The organism is Labrys sedimenti (assembly GCF_034424805.1).
Taxonomy (GTDB): Bacteria; Pseudomonadota; Alphaproteobacteria; order Rhizobiales; family Labraceae; genus Labrys; species Labrys sedimenti.
The window spans coordinates 557,715-574,566 of sequence record NZ_JAXOUF010000002.1 but is presented as its reverse complement, the minus strand read 5'-3'; the positions used below and the strand labels follow the sequence as shown (position 1 = coordinate 574,566).

The 16,852-nt window shown below is 65.5% G+C and carries 15 protein-coding genes; 6 read left to right on the top strand and 9 right to left on the bottom strand.

Annotated features, from left to right (window positions below):
- Positions 1-6 precede the first annotated feature (6 nt).
- Genes U1R88_RS09125 through U1R88_RS09110 form a run of 4 tightly spaced genes read right to left on the bottom strand, consistent with a single transcriptional unit; the run spans position 7 to position 6,833 of the window.
- The gene (locus tag U1R88_RS09125) at positions 7-2,082 is read right to left on the bottom strand and encodes a hypothetical protein (protein WP_322430953.1); all 2,076 of its coding nucleotides are present in this window, start codon (positions 2,080-2,082) and stop codon (positions 7-9) included.
- Entirely contained in the window at positions 2,082-4,865 is a 2,784-nt protein-coding gene (locus tag U1R88_RS09120; RefSeq protein ID WP_322430952.1) for a DUF4159 domain-containing protein, read from the bottom strand. The genes U1R88_RS09125 and U1R88_RS09120 overlap by 1 nt, the downstream gene beginning before the upstream one ends.
- A gap of 40 nt (positions 4,866-4,905) precedes the next feature.
- Complete coding sequence (locus tag U1R88_RS09115) at positions 4,906-5,829, bottom strand: DUF58 domain-containing protein (RefSeq protein WP_322430951.1); 924 nt, start codon at positions 5,827-5,829, stop codon at positions 4,906-4,908.
- A 5-nt stretch (positions 5,830-5,834) separates the two neighbouring features.
- Entirely contained in the window at positions 5,835-6,833 is a 999-nt protein-coding gene (locus tag U1R88_RS09110; RefSeq protein ID WP_322431365.1) for an AAA family ATPase, read from the bottom strand.
- Positions 6,834-6,985: 152 nt separating this feature from the next.
- Here U1R88_RS09110 and U1R88_RS09105 point away from each other — a divergent pair, with 152 nt between their 5' ends.
- The 4 genes from U1R88_RS09105 (at position 6,986) to U1R88_RS09090 (ending at position 9,864) form a co-directional block, all read left to right on the top strand.
- A complete protein-coding gene (locus tag U1R88_RS09105; RefSeq protein WP_322430950.1) occupies positions 6,986-7,582 on the top strand; it encodes a DUF1285 domain-containing protein in 597 nt (198 codons plus the stop codon).
- 1 nt (position 7,583) lies between these two features.
- A complete protein-coding gene (locus U1R88_RS09100) occupies positions 7,584-8,249 on the top strand; it encodes a CoA pyrophosphatase (RefSeq protein WP_322430949.1) in 666 nt (221 codons plus the stop codon).
- Positions 8,250-8,270: 21 nt separating this feature from the next.
- Positions 8,271-8,531, top strand: a complete 261-nt coding sequence (locus U1R88_RS09095) for a DUF6111 family protein (RefSeq protein ID WP_322430948.1) — start codon at positions 8,271-8,273, stop codon at positions 8,529-8,531.
- A gap of 115 nt (positions 8,532-8,646) precedes the next feature.
- On the top strand, positions 8,647-9,864 hold the full coding sequence (locus U1R88_RS09090) for a CCA tRNA nucleotidyltransferase (protein WP_322430947.1): 1,218 nt from the start codon (positions 8,647-8,649) through the stop codon (positions 9,862-9,864).
- Positions 9,865-9,897: 33 nt separating this feature from the next.
- On the opposite strand, the gene U1R88_RS09085 is transcribed toward U1R88_RS09090, so the two are convergent.
- On the bottom strand, positions 9,898-10,395 hold the full coding sequence (locus U1R88_RS09085; RefSeq protein ID WP_068286022.1) for a GNAT family N-acetyltransferase: 498 nt from the start codon (positions 10,393-10,395) through the stop codon (positions 9,898-9,900).
- Between the two features lie 240 nt (positions 10,396-10,635).
- Positions 10,636-11,079 (bottom strand): NUDIX domain-containing protein, encoded by a 444-nt coding sequence (locus U1R88_RS09080; protein WP_425545398.1) that lies wholly within the window; start codon positions 11,077-11,079, stop codon positions 10,636-10,638.
- 519 nt (positions 11,080-11,598) lie between these two features.
- Between U1R88_RS09080 and U1R88_RS09075 the strand changes: the two genes are divergently transcribed.
- Positions 11,599-12,504 carry a metallophosphoesterase family protein gene (locus U1R88_RS09075; protein WP_311933620.1) on the top strand — a complete coding sequence of 302 codons (906 nt, stop codon included), beginning with the start codon at positions 11,599-11,601 and terminating at the stop codon, positions 12,502-12,504.
- A gap of 199 nt (positions 12,505-12,703) precedes the next feature.
- Here U1R88_RS09075 and U1R88_RS09070 read toward each other — a convergent pair whose 3' ends face one another.
- Complete coding sequence (locus tag U1R88_RS09070; RefSeq protein ID WP_322430946.1) at positions 12,704-13,879, bottom strand: fumarylacetoacetate hydrolase family protein; 1,176 nt, start codon at positions 13,877-13,879, stop codon at positions 12,704-12,706.
- A gap of 369 nt (positions 13,880-14,248) precedes the next feature.
- Positions 14,249-14,935 (bottom strand): nucleotidyltransferase family protein, encoded by a 687-nt coding sequence (locus U1R88_RS09065; protein WP_322430945.1) that lies wholly within the window; start codon positions 14,933-14,935, stop codon positions 14,249-14,251.
- A 110-nt stretch (positions 14,936-15,045) separates the two neighbouring features.
- Between U1R88_RS09065 and U1R88_RS09060 the strand changes: the two genes are divergently transcribed.
- On the top strand, positions 15,046-16,044 hold the full coding sequence (locus U1R88_RS09060; RefSeq protein ID WP_322430944.1) for an extensin-like domain-containing protein: 999 nt from the start codon (positions 15,046-15,048) through the stop codon (positions 16,042-16,044).
- Between the two features lie 7 nt (positions 16,045-16,051).
- Here U1R88_RS09060 and U1R88_RS09055 read toward each other — a convergent pair whose 3' ends face one another.
- Positions 16,052-16,840, bottom strand: coding sequence for a FadR/GntR family transcriptional regulator (locus U1R88_RS09055; protein WP_322430943.1), 789 nt, complete (start codon positions 16,838-16,840; stop codon positions 16,052-16,054).
- Between the last annotated feature and the right edge of the window lie 12 nt (positions 16,841-16,852).

The window sequence follows — 16,852 nt, the reverse complement described above, 5'->3', positions numbered from 1 at the left end:
AGAAAGTTACCGGCCCTCGCGGGCCCAGAGCAGGGTGACGCCGCCCAGCAGCAAGGCAAGGCCCAGCAGGCCCGCGAAGAGCGGGATGGTGTCGATGCCCTGTACCACCGACGCTTCGCTGCGCTTGAGGCCGATCCAGCCGCTGCCGCCATAAGCGGAACCGGCGCCGACAGCACGAACCGCCGGTATCGACAGGCCGGACGGGGTGGCGAGACGTTCCACGCTGCCGCCGGTCTCGCCTGCGATGCCCTTCAGCCGATCGGGCGTGGAAAGCAGGTCCTGGAATTCGCGCGGATTGGCGGGGCCGACATTGGTGATCGCCTGCAAGGCGCCGTCCTCTGCCCGCCACAGCCCCATCACGTCGGTGGAATAGACCGCGCTCCACAGGCCGGGCTTCTCCGGCTTGAGGGCGAGCCGGACCTTTTCGCCATTCGGGCCTGTCAGTTCGACGGGCACCGCCGTCTCCGCCATGGTCTGGCGCTCGACGGTGATGTCGCGGCCGACCGCCCGGGCCCGCAGAGCCTCCTCGTCGAGATCGGGCTCCTTCAAAAGCCAGTGCGACAGGCGGCGCAGCAGATCGACATGGGGGCCACCGCCCTCATAGCCGCGTGCCCACAGCCAGGCATGGTCGGACAGCAGCAGGGCCACCCGCCCCTTGCCTTGATGGGCCAGCACGAGCAACGGGTCGCCCCGAGCACCGGTCATCACGGCGCTGCCTTCGCGCAGCTTGGTCTCCACCGTCGTGAACCACTGCCCCCAGGCCGGCGGATTGGCGTTGCCGCCCGGCAGGTCACGCGTCACCGGATGGCGCTTGCCGAGCGGGCTGATCTCCGGCCGATAGGGTTGATAGAGCACGTTGCCCGACGGCGAGGCCGGCAGGATCTCGGCCAAGCCGGTCCCCCACAGACTGTTCTCGGACGCGTAATCGGCGCCCGACGCCAGCAGAATGGCCCCGCCATTGCGCACGAACTCCGTCATATTGTCGAAATAGGCGGCCGGCAGCAGGCCTTCCTGCGCATAACGGTCGAAGATGATCAGGTCGAAGCGGTTGATCTCCTCGTCGAACAGGCGATGCGTCGGGAACTGAATCAGGGAGAGTTCGTTGATCGGCGTGCCGTCCCCCTTCTGCGGCGGCCTGAGAATGGTGAAATGCACGAGCTCGACATTGGCGTCGGCCTTGAGCAGGTTGCGCCAAGTGCGCTCGCCCGCATTGGGTTCGCCCGAGACCAGCAGGACACGCATCTTCTCGCGGATGCCCTCTATCTGCAGCACGGCCCGGTTGTTCACCGGCGAGAGTTCACCCGGCACGGTTTCGGCTTCAAGCTCGACCACGTTCACGCCGGCATGCTCGATCGGTACCTGCAGCGAGGACAATTCGCCGACCGGCACGGTCGTACGCGCAATCTCCTCGCCGTCGCGGCGCAGGATCACGGCGGCCGTCGACGGCATGTTCGGGCCGCGATCGATGACCCGGAAGCGGATGGTGGTGGCCTGCTTCACCAGGCCGAAACGTGGCGCCTCGACCAGGGTAATCTGGCGGTCGCGTTCATCCTCGCGGCCCGTGATCAAGGCATGGAGCGGCGCCTTGAAGCCGAGGGCTGCCGCCCGTGCCGGCACGTCGTGGACCACGCCGTCCGTCAGCAGGATGGCACCGCCGACGCGGTCCGGCGGCACATCGGACAGGGCCGTCGCCAAGGGCGCGAAGAGCTGGGTGCCGTCGGCGCTGGAGTTGACCCCTCCCCCCGCTTCGACCACCCGCAATTCGGTATTGCCCAGCGCCTTGATCTGCCGGCTCAGTTCGTCGCGCGCCGCGTCCGTCTGCCGCGTTCTTTCGTCCAGCGACTGGGACGCGGAGCGGTCGACCACCAGCGCCACCACATTGGGCAACACGGCGCGCTGCTCGCGCGTCAGAATGGGCCCGGTGAGAGCAAGGACGAACAGGCCCAGCACCAGCGTGCGCAGCCAGGCCCCGCGCAACCGCGCCAGCAGGCACAGCCCCGCGACGGCAGCCGCCAGCACGGCCAGTCCGATGACAACAGGCCAGGGCAGCAGAGGCAGGAATTGCAGGGAGAAATCGCTCATCAGCGTCCGAGCCTCTCCAGCAGATCCTGCACATGCACCTGATCCGCCTTGTAATTGCCGGTCAGCGCATACATCACCATGTTCACGCCGGCGCGATAGGCCAGCTCACGCTGACGCTCCAGCCCGGTGGAAACGGGAAAGAGCGGATTCATCTGGGCATCCACGGCCCAGGCCCCAGCCAGATCGTTGGAGGTGATGATCAGGGGCGATACGCCGTCTCCCCCCAACACCGGCTTGTCGCTGTCCTCCGACGTCGGCGCGGTGGCCTGCACCCAGGTCTCGCCATTGTCATAGCGCCCAACGAATTTATCGAGCAGGTAGAAGGTCTTGGTCAGCACGTGCTTGGCCGGGATGGGCTCGAGTTCGGGAATGTCGAGCCCCGAGAGCAGGCGCTTGAGCGTTTCGCCGGCCGGCGTGGCTGCCCCGCCAGCATCCTGTTGTACCGCGTCGCGTGTATCGAAAATGACGGTGCCGCCCGATTTCATGAACGCGTCGATACGCGCCATCACCTCCGGCGGCGGAGGTTCCTTGCCCGGCACGATCGGCCAGTAGATCAGGGGATAGAAGGCGAGTTCGTCCTTGGCCGGATCGATACCGTCGGGCGGCCCCGGCTCCAGCGCCGTGCGCTCGGCGATATAGGCGGTCAGGCCCTTGAGGCCGGCGAGGCTGGTGTCATCCGTCTCCTTGTCGCCGGTCACGATATAGGCAAGGCGCGTCTTCAGCGCCGCGTCGAAGGGACGGCTCTGCGCCTGGGCGTCCGGCGGCGCGAGCAAGGTCAGAGCCAACACGACCAAAGCCGCCGAACCAGCGCCGGCGCGGGCAAGGCGCGTCCAGCCGCCCGCCATGAAGAAGACGATCAATGCATCGGCCAGCAGCAGCGCCAAGGCGAACAGCAGCAGGACGGGCCCAAGGGCGACCGGCTTGGCAACCGTATAATCGGCCAGGGAGGCATTCAGCGCCTTGTAGTCCAGGGGTTTCAACACGGCATTGGCTGCCAATGCATTGACGGCCACCAGACCATCGGGCGGCCCATAGAAACCGGGCGGATGATCGGGCCGGCCGATGCCGGGCTGGTCCACCCGCACGGGCTGGGCGGTCGCCGGTGGGACCTGGAAGGCCCCCAGCCCGTCGAGCGTCCGGCTCGGCGCCGCATAGACCGGTGCCGCAGCGCCCGCCGGCGTTGCGGATGCGCCCGCAACCGGCGCGGATTTGGCCAGCCCCACCACCTTGCGCAGCATCTCCACGAAGGTCCCCGACAAGACAAGATTGGACCAGGTAGTGTCCGCCGTCACGTGAAAGAGCACAATGACGCCATTGCCCCGTTTCTCGGCCGTGACCAGCGGCGTGCCGTCGGCCAAGGCTGCCCAGGTCCGGCCGGGCAGATCGATATCGGGCTCGGCCAGCAATTGGCGCTTGACGCTGACGTCGTCCGGCAAGGCCAAGCCTGCAAAAGGACTATTGGCGTCGAAGCTGCCGAGTTTTTGCGGCTTCTCCCAAGAGAGCGTACCGCCCAGGGTACGACCGCCCTGGCGCAGCTTCACCGGCAGCAGCGTGTTTTCGGCGGCAGCAAGGCGCGAGCCGGCGAAGCGCACCAGAACGCCGCCATTCTCGATCCAGGTCGAGAGCTTGGCTTCGGCCTCACCGAGATTGCCGACATCGGCCAGCATCAAGACCGGCAGCTTGTCATCGAGAAAGCGGCCGATCGCCTCGGCCGGAGACGTTCCCTCGGCGGTCCTCACATCGGCATAGGGTTCGAGCGCCCGCGTGAGGTAGTAGTTCGCCGAGAGCAGGGGCTGGCTGACATCCTTGTCCTGCCCCGAGACGATACCGACCATGCGGCGGCGCCAAGTGCGGTCGAGCAACTGCACCGCGCCGGCCGAGGCATCGCCGACGATTTCGAGCCGCGCCACATCATTGCGGATGTCCACAGGCAGGTCGAGTTGGGCCGTCGTCTCGGCCGCGCCCGCCGGGAAGTTGAAATCGGCCTGGCCGACCGGCAGATTCTTGAGGTCGAGTGCCCTGACCGTGCCAGACAAGGTGCGGTCGAGCTTGCTCATGCGCAGGACGCGCACCGAGATGCCGCTCGGCGAATTGGACGCGCCGGCGAGCGCCAGGGAACTGCGGGCATCGTCACGATAGACCGTCACGCGCCCCTGCTTGCCGGCTTCCGACAGAGTGGCGAGAAAGACGTCGTCGCCGTCATCAGCCAGACCATCGGAGAACCAGACGATCTCGGCCTCTGGCGCGGCGCGCAGGAAGGAAGCGATGGCGGGCGCATAGGCACCGCGACTGGCCTGCCAGGGCTGGGGAGCCAGCGCCGCAAGGCGAGGACCGAGGCTCGCGGCGGGGCTGAGCGAAAGATCGGTGAGCGGTTCGGCCAGGGCCGCCATTGCCACAGGGCGGCGGTCCTGCTCGGCCGCGGCAAGCGCGGCCTGGATCACTTCCTGGCGCTTTGCCCAGGTCGCGGCGGAACCCCAGCCATTGTCGACGAGGAACAATAGCGGTGCCGTACGCGTCGGTCCGGCCTGACTGAAAGGCCGCAGCGTCGGCACGGCCAGCATGGCGATCACCAAGGCAGCCAGGATGAGGCGCAAGGCCGTCAGCCACCATGGCGAGCGCGCCGCCACCCGCCCGCGCGGCAACAGGCCGTAGAGCAGGCGCAGGGGTGGAAAGTCGACACGTTGCGGCCGTGGCGGCACCAGGCGCAGCAGCAGCCAGATGGCCGGTAGCAAGGCCAGGGCCGCCAGCATCCAGGGTGAGGCGAGAGCCAGCGAACCTAGCATCGACCAAGCCTCAGAGGATCTAGCCTCTCGATCGCCGCCATCATATCCCCTCCCCCTGCTGCAGCAGCGGATGCAGGGCCAGCACGGCCTGGGAGGCCGGCTTGTCGGTGCGATGCAGCGTCATGCTCCAGCCATAACGGTGCGTGATCGCCCGCAAGGCGTCGCGATGGGCGGCGAGCCGGGCCTCATAGGCCTGGCGGATGTCCTGGGCCCGCGGAGCCTGGAATTTTTCACCCGTCTCGGGATCGATCAGTTCGGTACGGCCGGCAAACGGGAAGGTCTCCTCGATCGGATCGGCGACGACCAGCAGATGACCGCGCGCGCCGCGGGCCGCCAGGGCGGCAATGGTGCCGCCCGTCACCTCCGGCTCGTCGAGAAAATCGCCGATCAGAATGGCTTCGCTGCGGGGCCCGAGCGCGATCCGCTCGGGCAGGCCGCTGCGCTCCGTCGTGGCGGGCGGAGCCGCCGCCATCAAGGCGAGGGCGAATTTTTCGATGATCGCCCGTTGCGAGGTCGGCCGCGCCAGGCCGATCAGCCCGACGCGTTCACCGCCCTGCACGAGGAGATCGGCAAAAGCCAGGCACAGCACCAGCGCCCGTTCGAGCTTGGAGGTCTGCGCCAGGCTGGAGGCCAGATTCATCGAGACCGAGCGATCGACCCACAGCCACAGGGTCTGGGCCGCGTCCCATTCGTGCTCGCGCACATAAAGTTCGTCGCCGCGCGCCGAGCGGCGCCAGTCGACATTGGCGGCTGCTTCTCCTGGCGCAAAATGGCGGAACTGCCAGAAATTCTCGCCCTGTCCGGCCCGGCGGCGGCCATGCAGGCCGTGCAATGCCGTCGCCGCCACGCGGCGCGCCTCCAGGGCAAGCCTGGGCATGGCTTCGCCCAGATCGAGCGCCGCCTGCTGCAGGCCTGATGACCTGACGGCCTTATGCTCGTCGATCAGCCGCGTGGAAACCGCCATTCGGCTCAGCCCAATTTGCGCGCAAGGCGTCCGATCACGCCCTCGATGCTCTCGCCATCGGCCCGGGCGGCAAAGCTGAGGGCCATGCGGTGCTTGAGCACGGGTTCGGCGAGGGCGATGACATCGTCGATCGAAGGAGAGAACCGGCCCTGCACCAGGGCACGTGCGCGCACCGCCAGCATCAGGGCCTGGCTGGCGCGCGGGCCCGGACCCCAGGCGATCTTCCCGGCAAGGTCGGGCGTCTCGCCGGGACGGGCCGAGCGCACCAGCGTAAGGATGGCCTCGACCACCGATTCGCCGACCGGCAACCGCCGGACCAGGCGTTGCGCGCCCAGAAGGTCCTCCACGCTCATGGCAGGCCGCGCCGGGGCTTCCTCGGCTCCGGTGGTGAACAGCAAAATGCGCTTCTCGTCCTCTCGGTCGGGATAGGGCACGTCGATCTGCATCAGGAACCGGTCGAGCTGGGCTTCCGGCAGGGGATAGGTCCCTTCCTGCTCGAGCGGGTTCTGGGTCGCCAGGACATGGAAAGGCTTGGGCAGGTCATGGCGCTCGCCCGCCACGGTAATGTGATATTCCTGCATCGCCTGCAGCAGGGCCGACTGTGTGCGCGGCGAGGCACGATTGATCTCGTCGGCCATCAGCAATTGGGCAAAAACCGGCCCGCGCACGAAACGGAAGCTGCGCTTGCCCGTCTCGCTGGCGTCGAGCACTTCGGTGCCGAGGATGTCCGAGGGCATCAGGTCCGGCGTGAACTGCACGCGCTTGGCATCGAGCCCCAGCACCACGCCGAGCGTTTCGACCAGCTTGGTCTTGGCAAGCCCGGGTACGCCGACGAGCAGGCCGTGCCCGCCCGACAGCAAGGTGATCAGGGCGCCATCGACCACGGCCTCCTGGCCGAAGATCACGCCATGCACCGCTTCGCGGGCCCGCTTGATCAGATCTGCCGTGTTTTCGGCCGAGCGGATGATGGCTTCATCGAGATTGGTGGCGGTATCGGCCGTCATCATGCCTCGCAGGAAACGCGCCGGACAGGCGCTGGATAATGGGAAAGCTTGCGCGATTCCCTTGTATCGCAGGATACTAGAGAGCAACTAAGGCAGGAGCGAGAGCTTGTCTGTCGTTTTCACGTCCGTTTTATCACCGAGTGTTTTCGACTATGGCCCAGACCGATCTGGCCGGATTGACCAAGGCCGTCAAGGAAACCGGCAAACATGCCGGCGCCCGTCCGGTGCATCTGTGGAATCCCCCGTTCTGCGGCGATATCGACATGCGCATCGCGGCCGATGGCAGCTGGCATTATATGAAGAGCCCGATCGGACGGATCGAACTCGTCAAGCTGTTTGCCTCGATCCTGCGGCGTGACGAGGATCGCTATGTGCTGGTGACGCCAGTGGAGCGCGTCGGCATCGTGGTGGACGACGTGCCCTTCGTGGCCGTGGAGATGCGCGTGGGAACGGGGCCGAACGGGCAGGTCCTGTCCTTCCGCACCAATGTCGACGACTGGACCGAGGCTGGCCCGGACCATCCCATGCGGTTCGAGATCGGCGCATCCGAGGGACTGAAGCCCTATGTACATGTGCGCGCCGGCCTTTGGGCCCGGGTCAACCGCGCTCTCTATTACGATCTTGCCGACCTCGGCGAGATCCGGGAGATCGACGGGGTCGCCATGTTCGGTGTCGCCTCTGGCGGCAATTTCTTTGCCATGGCCCCTGCCGATGAAATCGGTGCCGAGCCCCGAAACACCGATCCCTGACATGCTGACCGCCCTGCCCCCTTCGACCCACCATCCCGAGCTCGAGGCCTTCCTCGCACGAGCCCGGCACCGGCTTGCCGTCGAGGCGCCGGCAGGGCTCCATCTCGACGGCGTGCCTGATCATGGCGATCACCGATTCTCCCCCGGCCTGCTTGCCGAATTGCCCGCAGCGCCCTCCAAGCCCGCGGCCGTGCTGATCGCCCTCATCGACCGGCCCGACGGACCGACGGTGCTGCTCACCCATCGCTCGAGCGCGCTGCGCAACCATTCGGGCCAGATCGCTTTTCCGGGCGGGCGCATCGATCCCGAAGACGGCAGTGCGCTGGCGGCCGCGATACGCGAGGCCGAAGAGGAAGTCGGGCTGTCGGCCAACCTGATCAGCCCGATCGGCTATCTCGATCTCTATCTCACGGGCTCGGGCTACCGCATCGCGCCGGTGGTGGCGCTGGCCGATCCGGGCATGGTGCTGCATCTCAATCCCGCCGAGGTCGACAGCGTGTTCGAATGCCCACTCACCTTCCTGATGGATCCGGCCAACCATATTGCAGAAAGCCGTGAATGGCGCGGCGCCATGCGCCAATATTATGCAATTCCCTGGCAGGACCACTATATCTGGGGTGTGACGGCGGGGATCATCCATACCCTCTATGAGCGGATCTATGGTTGAGACGATGAAGGTCGTACGTTGATGTTCCGGCCTTTCCTGTTCGAGGCGGTACTGTTCATCCTGCCTTTCCTGGTCTACGGGATCTGGCTGTTGCTGCGCGGCGGTCAATCCGATGCCCCCGCGCGGTCGGGGCTGCCGCTGCTGCGACTGATCGCGCTGGGTGTGATGAGCATGGCGGTCGGCCTGGCCCTCTTCGCCCATTATGGCGGAGCCCCCGCCGGCAGTGCCTATGTCCCCGCGCATATGGAGAACGGCAAGCTGGTCGAGCCTCAGACACGATAGGGAAAAGTGCGCATTCTCCGAATCGGATTTTTTCTCTAACTTGTTGTTTTAATGCATTTTCTCAGCTGAGAAGCTCGACGACTTTCCTGGAAGATGCTTTTGGATGCCTGATCGGATGGATGAGCGTTTCTCCTGGCTCGACAAGCCCCCCTTGTCGACGCTGCTCGCAGCCCTGAACCAAGACGGGGAAGAAGCACGGGTGGTAGGCGGAGCCGTGCGCAACGCCCTGCTCGGCGTGGCCGTCGCCGACTGGGACATCGCCACCACTGCCCTGCCCGTCGAGACCCAGGCCCGGGCTCGGGCACGGGGCTGGAAGGTGGTGCCGACCGGCATCGAGCACGGCACCGTGACCGTGGTCATTGATGGCCACCCTCTTGAAGTAACGACGTTGCGTGAGGACATCGAAACGGACGGCCGTCGCGCCGTCGTGCATTTCGGCCGCGATTTCCGGGCCGATGCCTTCCGGCGCGATTTCACCATCAATGCGCTCTCACTCTCCGCGGACGGCCGGCTGCACGACTATGCCAGCGGCCTCGCCGACATCGCCGCGCGACGGGTGCGCTTCCTCGGCGATGCCGATCGGCGCATCGCCGAGGATTATCTGCGCATTCTGCGCCTTTTTCGCTTTCATGCTCGTTTCGGGAAGGGTCCGCTCGATGAAGCGAGTTTCGCTGCAGCGATACGCGGGCGCGAGGGCCTGCGCCGGCTCTCGGCCGAACGCGTCAGGGCCGAACTTCTCAAACTGCTCACGGCGCCGCGGGCGACCGAGGTCCTCGCCGAGATCGGCGCTGCCGGGTTTCTCGGCATTCTTTTGGGCGGCATCGCCCGTGTCGACGCGCTTCAGCGCCTCGCGGGCCTCGAAGCCGGAAGCGGGGCGGAACCCGACGCCATCCGGCGGCTGGCGGCCCTCGGCCTGTTCACGCGCCTCGATGCCGAGCGGTTGGCGGTGCGGCTGCGCCTTTCCAACGCCGAGGCCAAGCGCCTGACAAGGATTGCCCTGTTGCTGGAGCGCGTCAGACGCGCCCCTGCGCTTCCCGAAGCCCGGGAATGGCTCTATCGCCTCGGTCCTGCGCTTTATCGCGACGGCATGCTCGTCGCGGCCGCGCACCACCCCGACGCGGATTTCGCCGAGGCCCTGGCTTTACCGGAGCATTGGAGCATTCCCGAGCCCCCCTTCAGCGGCAGGGATCTCGCGCAATTCGGCATCAAGCCTGGCCCGCGCATCGGCCGCATCCTCGCGCGCGCCGAGCAGGCCTGGATCGACGGCGGCTTCGCGGAGGACGGCTCGCAGCGCCAAGCCATCCTGGAGGACGCCGTGCGCATGATGACATGACCAGCGCGGCATGTTGAAAATGCGCGACCTGTCTCAGCCGCCGCGCGCTGCACCCGCGACGCCGTCGAAGGCCCCATCGACGAGTTCCTTCACCAGGAGGCGCAGCGGATCGACCGGCCCGGGCAGCACCACACGTCCCGGCGCGATGCGCTTGAAGCCGACCCGGCTGTAATAGGGTTCGTCGCCCACCAGGATGACGAGCCGATGGCCGATCTCGGCGGCCTCGGTCAGGCTGGCCTGCATCAGCGTCAGGCCGATGCCGCGCGAGCGGAAGGCGGGCTCCACCGTCAGGGGCCCGAGCAGCAGGGCCGAGGCCTCGCCGACATGGATCGGTGTCAGCCGGATCGAGCCCACGATCATCGAACCGATGCGCGCCACATAGGACAACTTGGGATGGGGCGGCACCCCCTCGCGCAGGCGGAAGGCCGTGCGGGCAAAGCGGCCGGGCCCAAAGGCACGCTCGTGCAGCTTGTCGATGACGGCACCGTCGTCGGGCGTCTCGGGGGTCAGGTCGATGGCGATTTCAGGCATTGCGATGGTTCCGGCAGGCAGGGAGCGCCCGCCGGCTCAGCCGTTCAGGCGCACGAAAGGGAGTGGGGCGAAACCACGGTTCGTCGTCGCAGCTGAAGGCTCTTCGTCATCATGGGCGGCGCGTACAGCAAAAGCAGGCGCCTTACAACCGGATTTATCGATCAAACGATATTTTGCTGCGCGGATCGTGCCATTTCGGGAACCCGCTCACTGCAAATGCCGCCGGCATGCACCGCTGCATCACCACAGGCCGTCGGGCTGGCGCCGGCCCGCCACTTCGTCGAGCCGGCGGCGTGTCGCCTTGGTGGTTTCCTCCGGCAAGGCATCGAGAGGGAAGAAACCGGCCTCGGCGATCTCGTGATCCGGCAGGCGGGGTTGTGACTGGGTGTGGTGCCGCACCACGAAGAAGGCGATGTGGTCGCGGCGGCTGATTTCGCGGTTCCAGTAGAGCCCCTGCAGCTCGGGCGGTCCCTTGAGCTGGATATGCCCCTCCTCCTCGAGCTCACGGGCCAAGGCCGCCAGTGCGGTTTCCCCGGTCTCGACGCCTCCTCCCGGAAGATACCAGCCTGGCACATAGGTATGCCGCACCAGAAAGACCCTGCCCTGCCCGTCGAGCACGGCGGCGCGGACGCCCAAAGTCATACCGCGCTGCATGCGGGAATAGACCATGAAAAGCGGAGTCACCAGACGTCCGATCTTCTGTCGCAATGTAATTGAAGAAGAATTCATCCATCGATGCTCAGTGATTGGAAGGAAGTGGCCAGGCCCCGTCTGGGATCATATCGCAAAAAAACTTCCTACACCCTGCCATCCCGCCCACGCATGGCTGTCCAGCGCGCCAAGCAGCCTTTATCGGCTGGTAAAATACCTGTTCTTACGGTATAGAGGCGCCACCCCAATAGAGGAGACCCAGGGGCCTTCGCCCCGGTATAGTTCGATGTTTACCTATTTCCGGCTGCTTGCCAGCGCCGTTCGTATCCATGCCAAGACCCAGGCTACCCGCGACACTGTCGCATTGTTGACCTTCAGCAAAGCTTAACGATCGTCCCGCTGCCTAACGGCGGTTGATGGTCCCCGACCAAAAGGACGCCTGCCGTTCGCGAGAACGCGCAGGCGTTTTGCGTTGACAGAGGCAGGCCATATGGCCACGCTAGCATTACTGCCTGTCGCTTCGTGATACCCCGCCTTCCCGATTGCCCCCTCATGTTCAAGCTCGCGCATCTTTCAGACCCCCATATCGGGCCTTTGCCGCGAGCCAGGGCCAAGGAACTGGCGGGAAAGCGGGTTCTGGGCTGGATCAACTGGAATCGCGGACGCCGCGACGTCCACCGCATGGATGTGCTGCAGCAACTCCTGGTGGATTTGCACGCGCAAGCGCCCGACCACATCGCCCTGACCGGTGACGTGGTCAATCTCGCTCTGCCTGGCGAATATCCGGCGGCGCGCGCTTTTCTCGAAACCGTCGGCGCGCCCGACTTCGTCTCGCTGGTGCCCGGCAATCACGATGCCTACACCAAGGGCGGCGCCCTCCATCTGCTGTCGGCCTTCGACCCCTGGATGCGCGGCGACAACGCCGGCGCCCATCCTCTCGATGAGGACGAGCGCTTTCCCTATGTGCGCATCCGCGGAAAAGTGGCGCTTGTCGGCCTGTCCAGTGCCATCCCCACCGCGCCGTTCATGGCCACCGGCAAGCTCGGCCCGCGCCAGATCGCCAAGCTCGGCCCCATTCTCGAACATCTGGAGCATGAGGGCTATTGCCGCGTAGTCATGCTTCACCACCCGGTGCGCCGCCAGGATGCCGGGCCGACCGCGATGCTGATCGATTGCGACCGGCTGAACGCCGTACTGCGCCGTACCGGGGCAGAGCTCGTCCTGCACGGGCATATCCATACCGGGCTGGTGCATCGTATCAAGGGGCCCAAGGGACCGATACCGGTGGTGTGCACCCCCTCGGCCTCGGCCGCGCCGGAGCGAGCCCGCTGGCCGGCCTCCTACAATCTCTTCTCGATCACCGGCAAGCAGAAGAACTGGAAAATCGGACTGACCGTCAGGGGCTTCGTAGCCGCCGGCCACCCGCCGGAGCAATTGCGTTCGCAAGAACTGGCTTGAAGGCGGCAGGATCGCTCAAGAAAGCAGATGAGCCGGGCCAACCCGGCTATCCAGAAGCCACCCGCCCGCGGCGGACACCCAGGCTGGATTGCCGGGGCCGGGCCCGGCAATGACGCTGAAGCGAATCGTATTACGGACGAGAGTCCCCTTCGGACCTTCAGGCGGAACAGCCGTTACGCGACCGCCCACCCCTGGCCGATTACAGCAAGCCGCGCCGCGCCAGGTTGCGCAGGAGGTGGCTGGCTCCGAAGGTCCAGGGCGGCGCATCGGAACTGCGCACCATGCGATTGGTCAGCGAGCCGAGTTCCGGCGCGGCGATGGTGACGATGTCACCGATCTTGTGGGTGAAACCCTTGCCCTTCTCGTCACGATCATCGATGGGCGCGAACATGGTGCCCAGGAAAAGGACCGCGCCATCGGGATATTGATGGTTGACGCCGATCATCTGCGAGACGAGATCGCCCGGATCGCGGCTGATCTTGGAGATCGAGCTCATGCCGGTGAGCCGGTAGCCTTCCGGCCCGCGTACCTCCAGCGTTACGTCGGCGCGCCTGACATGGTCGAGCGAGAAGGTGGAATCGAACAGCCGCACGAAGGGGCCGACCGCCGCCGATGCGTTGTTGTCCTTGGCCTTGGAGAGCAGCAGGGCCGACCGTCCCTCGAAATCGCGTAGGTTGACGTCGTTGCCCAGCGTCGCGCCGACGATCTTGCCAGCCGAAGACACCACCAGCACCACTTCGGGCTCGGGATTGTTCCAGGTGGAATTGGGATGAAGGCCGGCATCGGCGCCGGTACCGACGGCCGCCATGGGCTGGGCCTTGCTGAAGATCTCTGCATCCGGCCCGATGCCCACCTCCAGATATTGCGACCAGGCGCCCTGGGCGATGAGCACCTCCTTCAGCCGCGCCGCCTCGACCGAGCCGGGACGCAGGCGCGCCAAGTCGTCACCGACCAGCTTGACGATCTCAGCCCTGAGGGAAGCGGCTGCGGCCGAGTTTCCCCGCGCCTTCTCTTCGATCACCCGCTCGAGCATCGACACCACGAAGGTGACACCCGCCGCCTTGATGGCCTGGAGATCGATCGGCGCCAGCAGCCAAGGCTTGCGCAGGTCACGGTTGGCCGGCGGCGTGTTGGCGAGGATTTCCGCCAGGGGCCCGATTTCGGTGGAGGGCGCCGCCTTGGCAGCCTGGGCCGGATTTCGCGCCTCGCAGAGATCCCTGACCGTCGGGAAGCTGGAGGTAATGTCGTGCAGGCCATCCTCCTTGGCAACCACGACGGCCGGCCCTTCGACATCCGGCAGCCAGACACGCCCGATCAATGTCCCGGCGACACCGTCGACCGGGAGAGTATTTTCGGGGGTGAGCGTGAACGACATTGCGGACCTCGCGGCTGGTAAGAGCTCTATCAACCTGCCCTTAGCGTCAACCGCGCGAATGGGCAAGACTTGCATAAGCGGTATACAAAGATATGCGTCGTACGAATGTGGATTAACCTCACGGGTATAGGCCTGTAAGCAAAATTGACTAGCGACGTATTCTCATGAATTTAAGAATTAATTCAATATATAAAGAGATAAATACAAAATATTTCAAAAACTGAAACGCCAATATTTTGGTATTAGATTTTGTTTTAAAAGTTTAACACACAAAACCTAACGTCTACGGCTACATTCGGCCATCCCATACATGCAACTAGTCCGACGAATTCCACGCGGCAAGGAGCGCTCCAGGTATTAAAGTACGTGTTAGAGACGTTCCGAGATTGCAAAAAAGCTCCGAAAATCTTCCGGCGTGTCCAAGCTGGAATCATAGACAGGATTGCGTGTAGGAAAAGCCGTGATTTGGTCGGGATAGTCGGCAATCAGACTTTCACTCAAAAGATCAACGCCCTCCACGTCAAAATCCGGCGGTATCATCACAGGGTAGCCTCGTCGCTCACCGCGCACCGGAACCAGTGCCTTGCGCCGGTCGCCGGCGCTGTATTGCTTGATCAAACCGGCGATTTCACGCTCCGTCAGCCGCGGCTGGTCGCCGACACATAACATGATACCGTCACAATTCCTCTGGGCCGCCAACAGGCGCGCGCGCTCAAAGGCACGCCGGATCGCGGTCGCCGTGCCATCGGACGGAGGGGAAGCCACGAATTCGACCGGTGTACGAACGAGCGCCTCCTCGATGCGTTCCTGCTGATGGCCGGTCACCACAATGACGTCGGCGATGACGCCACGGATGGTCTCGACAACATGGCGGATCATCGGGCGGGCCGAGATATCGAGCAACAGCTTGTTGCAGCCCATGCGCCGCCCTTCGCCGCCGGCGAGGACGATCGCGATGTAATTCGCCAAAGGCCGATCATCGTCCACGGGCATGGATGACACTTTTCTCTTTGGAAAAGGCAAAGCGGCATACACGCTTTTGCCCTGCTTGGCCATCGTGGAAGCACTCCGCACAGATGAAATCGACCACGTCTGCGCGGTTAACGCTTCTTTTTGAAAATGGCCGGTAAACTCCGGATATGTTGCGTCGCGTTGCGTGTTCTCTCGTGCTGGGTACGGTTCTGGGTAGCCTGGCTGGTTGCGGGTCGTTCTTCAATCTCGAAGAGCGAGAGCCCTGGCGTGCCCAGGCCGAATCTCAGTGCCTTGCTTCCGGTGAGGTCCGGGAAACCGCCGGCATTCGCATCGCCCAGGCGATCGAGGGGCCTGGCGTGTGTGGTGTCGACCACCCCTTCCGCGTTACGGCCCTGAATACCACCGGGACACCTGCTGCACCCGTCTACGCGGCCCTGCGGCCCCGCGCACCGGCAACCGTGGCCCCTCAGCCGAATGAGGCGCCTCAGCCGCAATATGCCCCGCAGCCATCGGGCGCACCGGATGGCTTGCTGCCGCCCGCGGCGGTCGGCGACCAGACCGGCGCAATCGGTGACGGAGACGCTTCGGCTCCCATGTCCTACCGGGCCGCCCCATCCCCCGGTCCGGTTCGCATCGCCGACGGTGGTCCCTTCTCGGTTTCGATGGATCGCAGCCTCGTGCTCTCCTGCTCGATGATCCCCGCCATCACCCGCTGGCTGGTTCAAGACGTGCAGCCGGCGGCGATGGCCAATTTCGGCTCCCCGATCGTGGAGATGACGACGTTCGGCAGCTATTCCTGCCGCCGGCGCAACAATGGCCATTTCGGCCGCATGTCAGAACATGCTTTCGCCAATGCCGTCGACGTCAAGGGCTTCAAGCTGGCCGATGGCCGGGAGACGCGCATCCTGACCGGCTGGCGCGGCTCGGCCCAGGAGCGTGGCTTCTGGCGCGACATCGCCTTCGGCGCCTGCGCAAAATTCACCACCGTGCTCGGCCCCGGTGCGCCCCTGCACGACAACCATCTGCATCTCGATCTCGCCCGCCACGGCGTGCGCAGCAAGAGCATCTGCCGTCCGCGCGCGCCTGCCGGCTGGATCGCCGCCGCGCAGCGTGGTGCCGGCGGCGCACCGCCGCCGTCCGAGGACTATACGGGTTCGATCCAGGACGTTCCGGCCGGCGGCTACGACGAATGACGACGCTCTAAGCCAGGAGCGTCGCCTCTTCCTCTCCGATCACACCGAGCCGCGTCGCCGCCAGTAGGAGATGGCGGCGCATGGCACTGCGCGCATTCGCAGCCGAACCCGCCTCGATGGCGCGGTAGATGTCACCATGTTCCCCGATGACGCTGTCGACATGAGCCGGCCCTTTCTGCGTCAGGGTGTTGCTGCGGGCGACCGTCACGCTCTGATGCAGCAAGAGGGATAGATAGCGCTGGAAATCGGCAACCTTGCCATTGCCGCTTGCCGCCGCGACGGCGCGATGAAACTCGATATCGGCGCCGACGCCGAGATCCTCACCAAGCTTGGTGCGATCCATTTCCTGCAGCCAGTGCCGGAGCAGAACGAGATCGGCCTCGGAACGGCGAACTGCGGCAAGCCCCGCCCCCTCTACTTCGAGACACAGGCGCAATTCGAAGATTTCGCGCAGGGCAACGCCGCTGCCAACCTCGGCATCCCGGATGCGGAAGGAACGCTGCAGCGGGGCGGCGCTGACAAAGACCCCGGCGCCTTGGCGGCTGACCACGATGCCATCGGCCTTGAGGCGCGAGACCGCCTCCCGGATCACCGTGCGGCTGACGCCGAAGCCGGTCGCCAGTTCGGGCTCGGTCGGCAGGCGGGCACCGGCTTCGAAGCGCCCCTTCTCGATGTCTTCCTGCAGCGCGGCGACCACCCGGTCGGCCAAAGGCAGCGGCCTGCCGATCCGCCTGTCCTCGTCACCGACGGCCCCCGCGGCTTCCGGGGCCGGGCGCATTCGCTCTTTGAGGGCCAAATACGCCTCCTC

Bases quoted from the DNA above. Each gene is read 5' to 3' on its own strand.
- U1R88_RS09125 (WP_322430953.1), bottom strand. From the start codon at position 2,082: ATGAGCGATTTCTCCCTGCAATTCCTGCCTCTGCTGCCCTGGCCTGTT.
- U1R88_RS09120 (WP_322430952.1), bottom strand. From the start codon at position 4,865: ATGCTAGGTTCGCTGGCTCTCGCCTCACCCTGGATGCTGGCGGCCCTG.
- U1R88_RS09115 (WP_322430951.1), bottom strand. From the start codon at position 5,829: ATGGCGGTTTCCACGCGGCTGATCGACGAGCATAAGGCCGTCAGGTCA.
- U1R88_RS09110 (WP_322431365.1), bottom strand. From the start codon at position 6,833: ATGACGGCCGATACCGCCACCAATCTCGATGAAGCCATCATCCGCTCG.
- U1R88_RS09105 (WP_322430950.1), top strand. From the start codon at position 6,986: ATGGCCCAGACCGATCTGGCCGGATTGACCAAGGCCGTCAAGGAAACC.
- U1R88_RS09100 (WP_322430949.1), top strand. From the start codon at position 7,584: ATGCTGACCGCCCTGCCCCCTTCGACCCACCATCCCGAGCTCGAGGCC.
- U1R88_RS09095 (WP_322430948.1), top strand. From the start codon at position 8,271: ATGTTCCGGCCTTTCCTGTTCGAGGCGGTACTGTTCATCCTGCCTTTC.
- U1R88_RS09090 (WP_322430947.1), top strand. From the start codon at position 8,647: ATGGATGAGCGTTTCTCCTGGCTCGACAAGCCCCCCTTGTCGACGCTG.
- U1R88_RS09085 (WP_068286022.1), bottom strand. From the start codon at position 10,395: ATGCCTGAAATCGCCATCGACCTGACCCCCGAGACGCCCGACGACGGT.
- U1R88_RS09075 (WP_311933620.1), top strand. From the start codon at position 11,599: ATGTTCAAGCTCGCGCATCTTTCAGACCCCCATATCGGGCCTTTGCCG.
- U1R88_RS09070 (WP_322430946.1), bottom strand. From the start codon at position 13,879: ATGTCGTTCACGCTCACCCCCGAAAATACTCTCCCGGTCGACGGTGTC.
- U1R88_RS09065 (WP_322430945.1), bottom strand. From the start codon at position 14,935: ATGGCCAAGCAGGGCAAAAGCGTGTATGCCGCTTTGCCTTTTCCAAAG.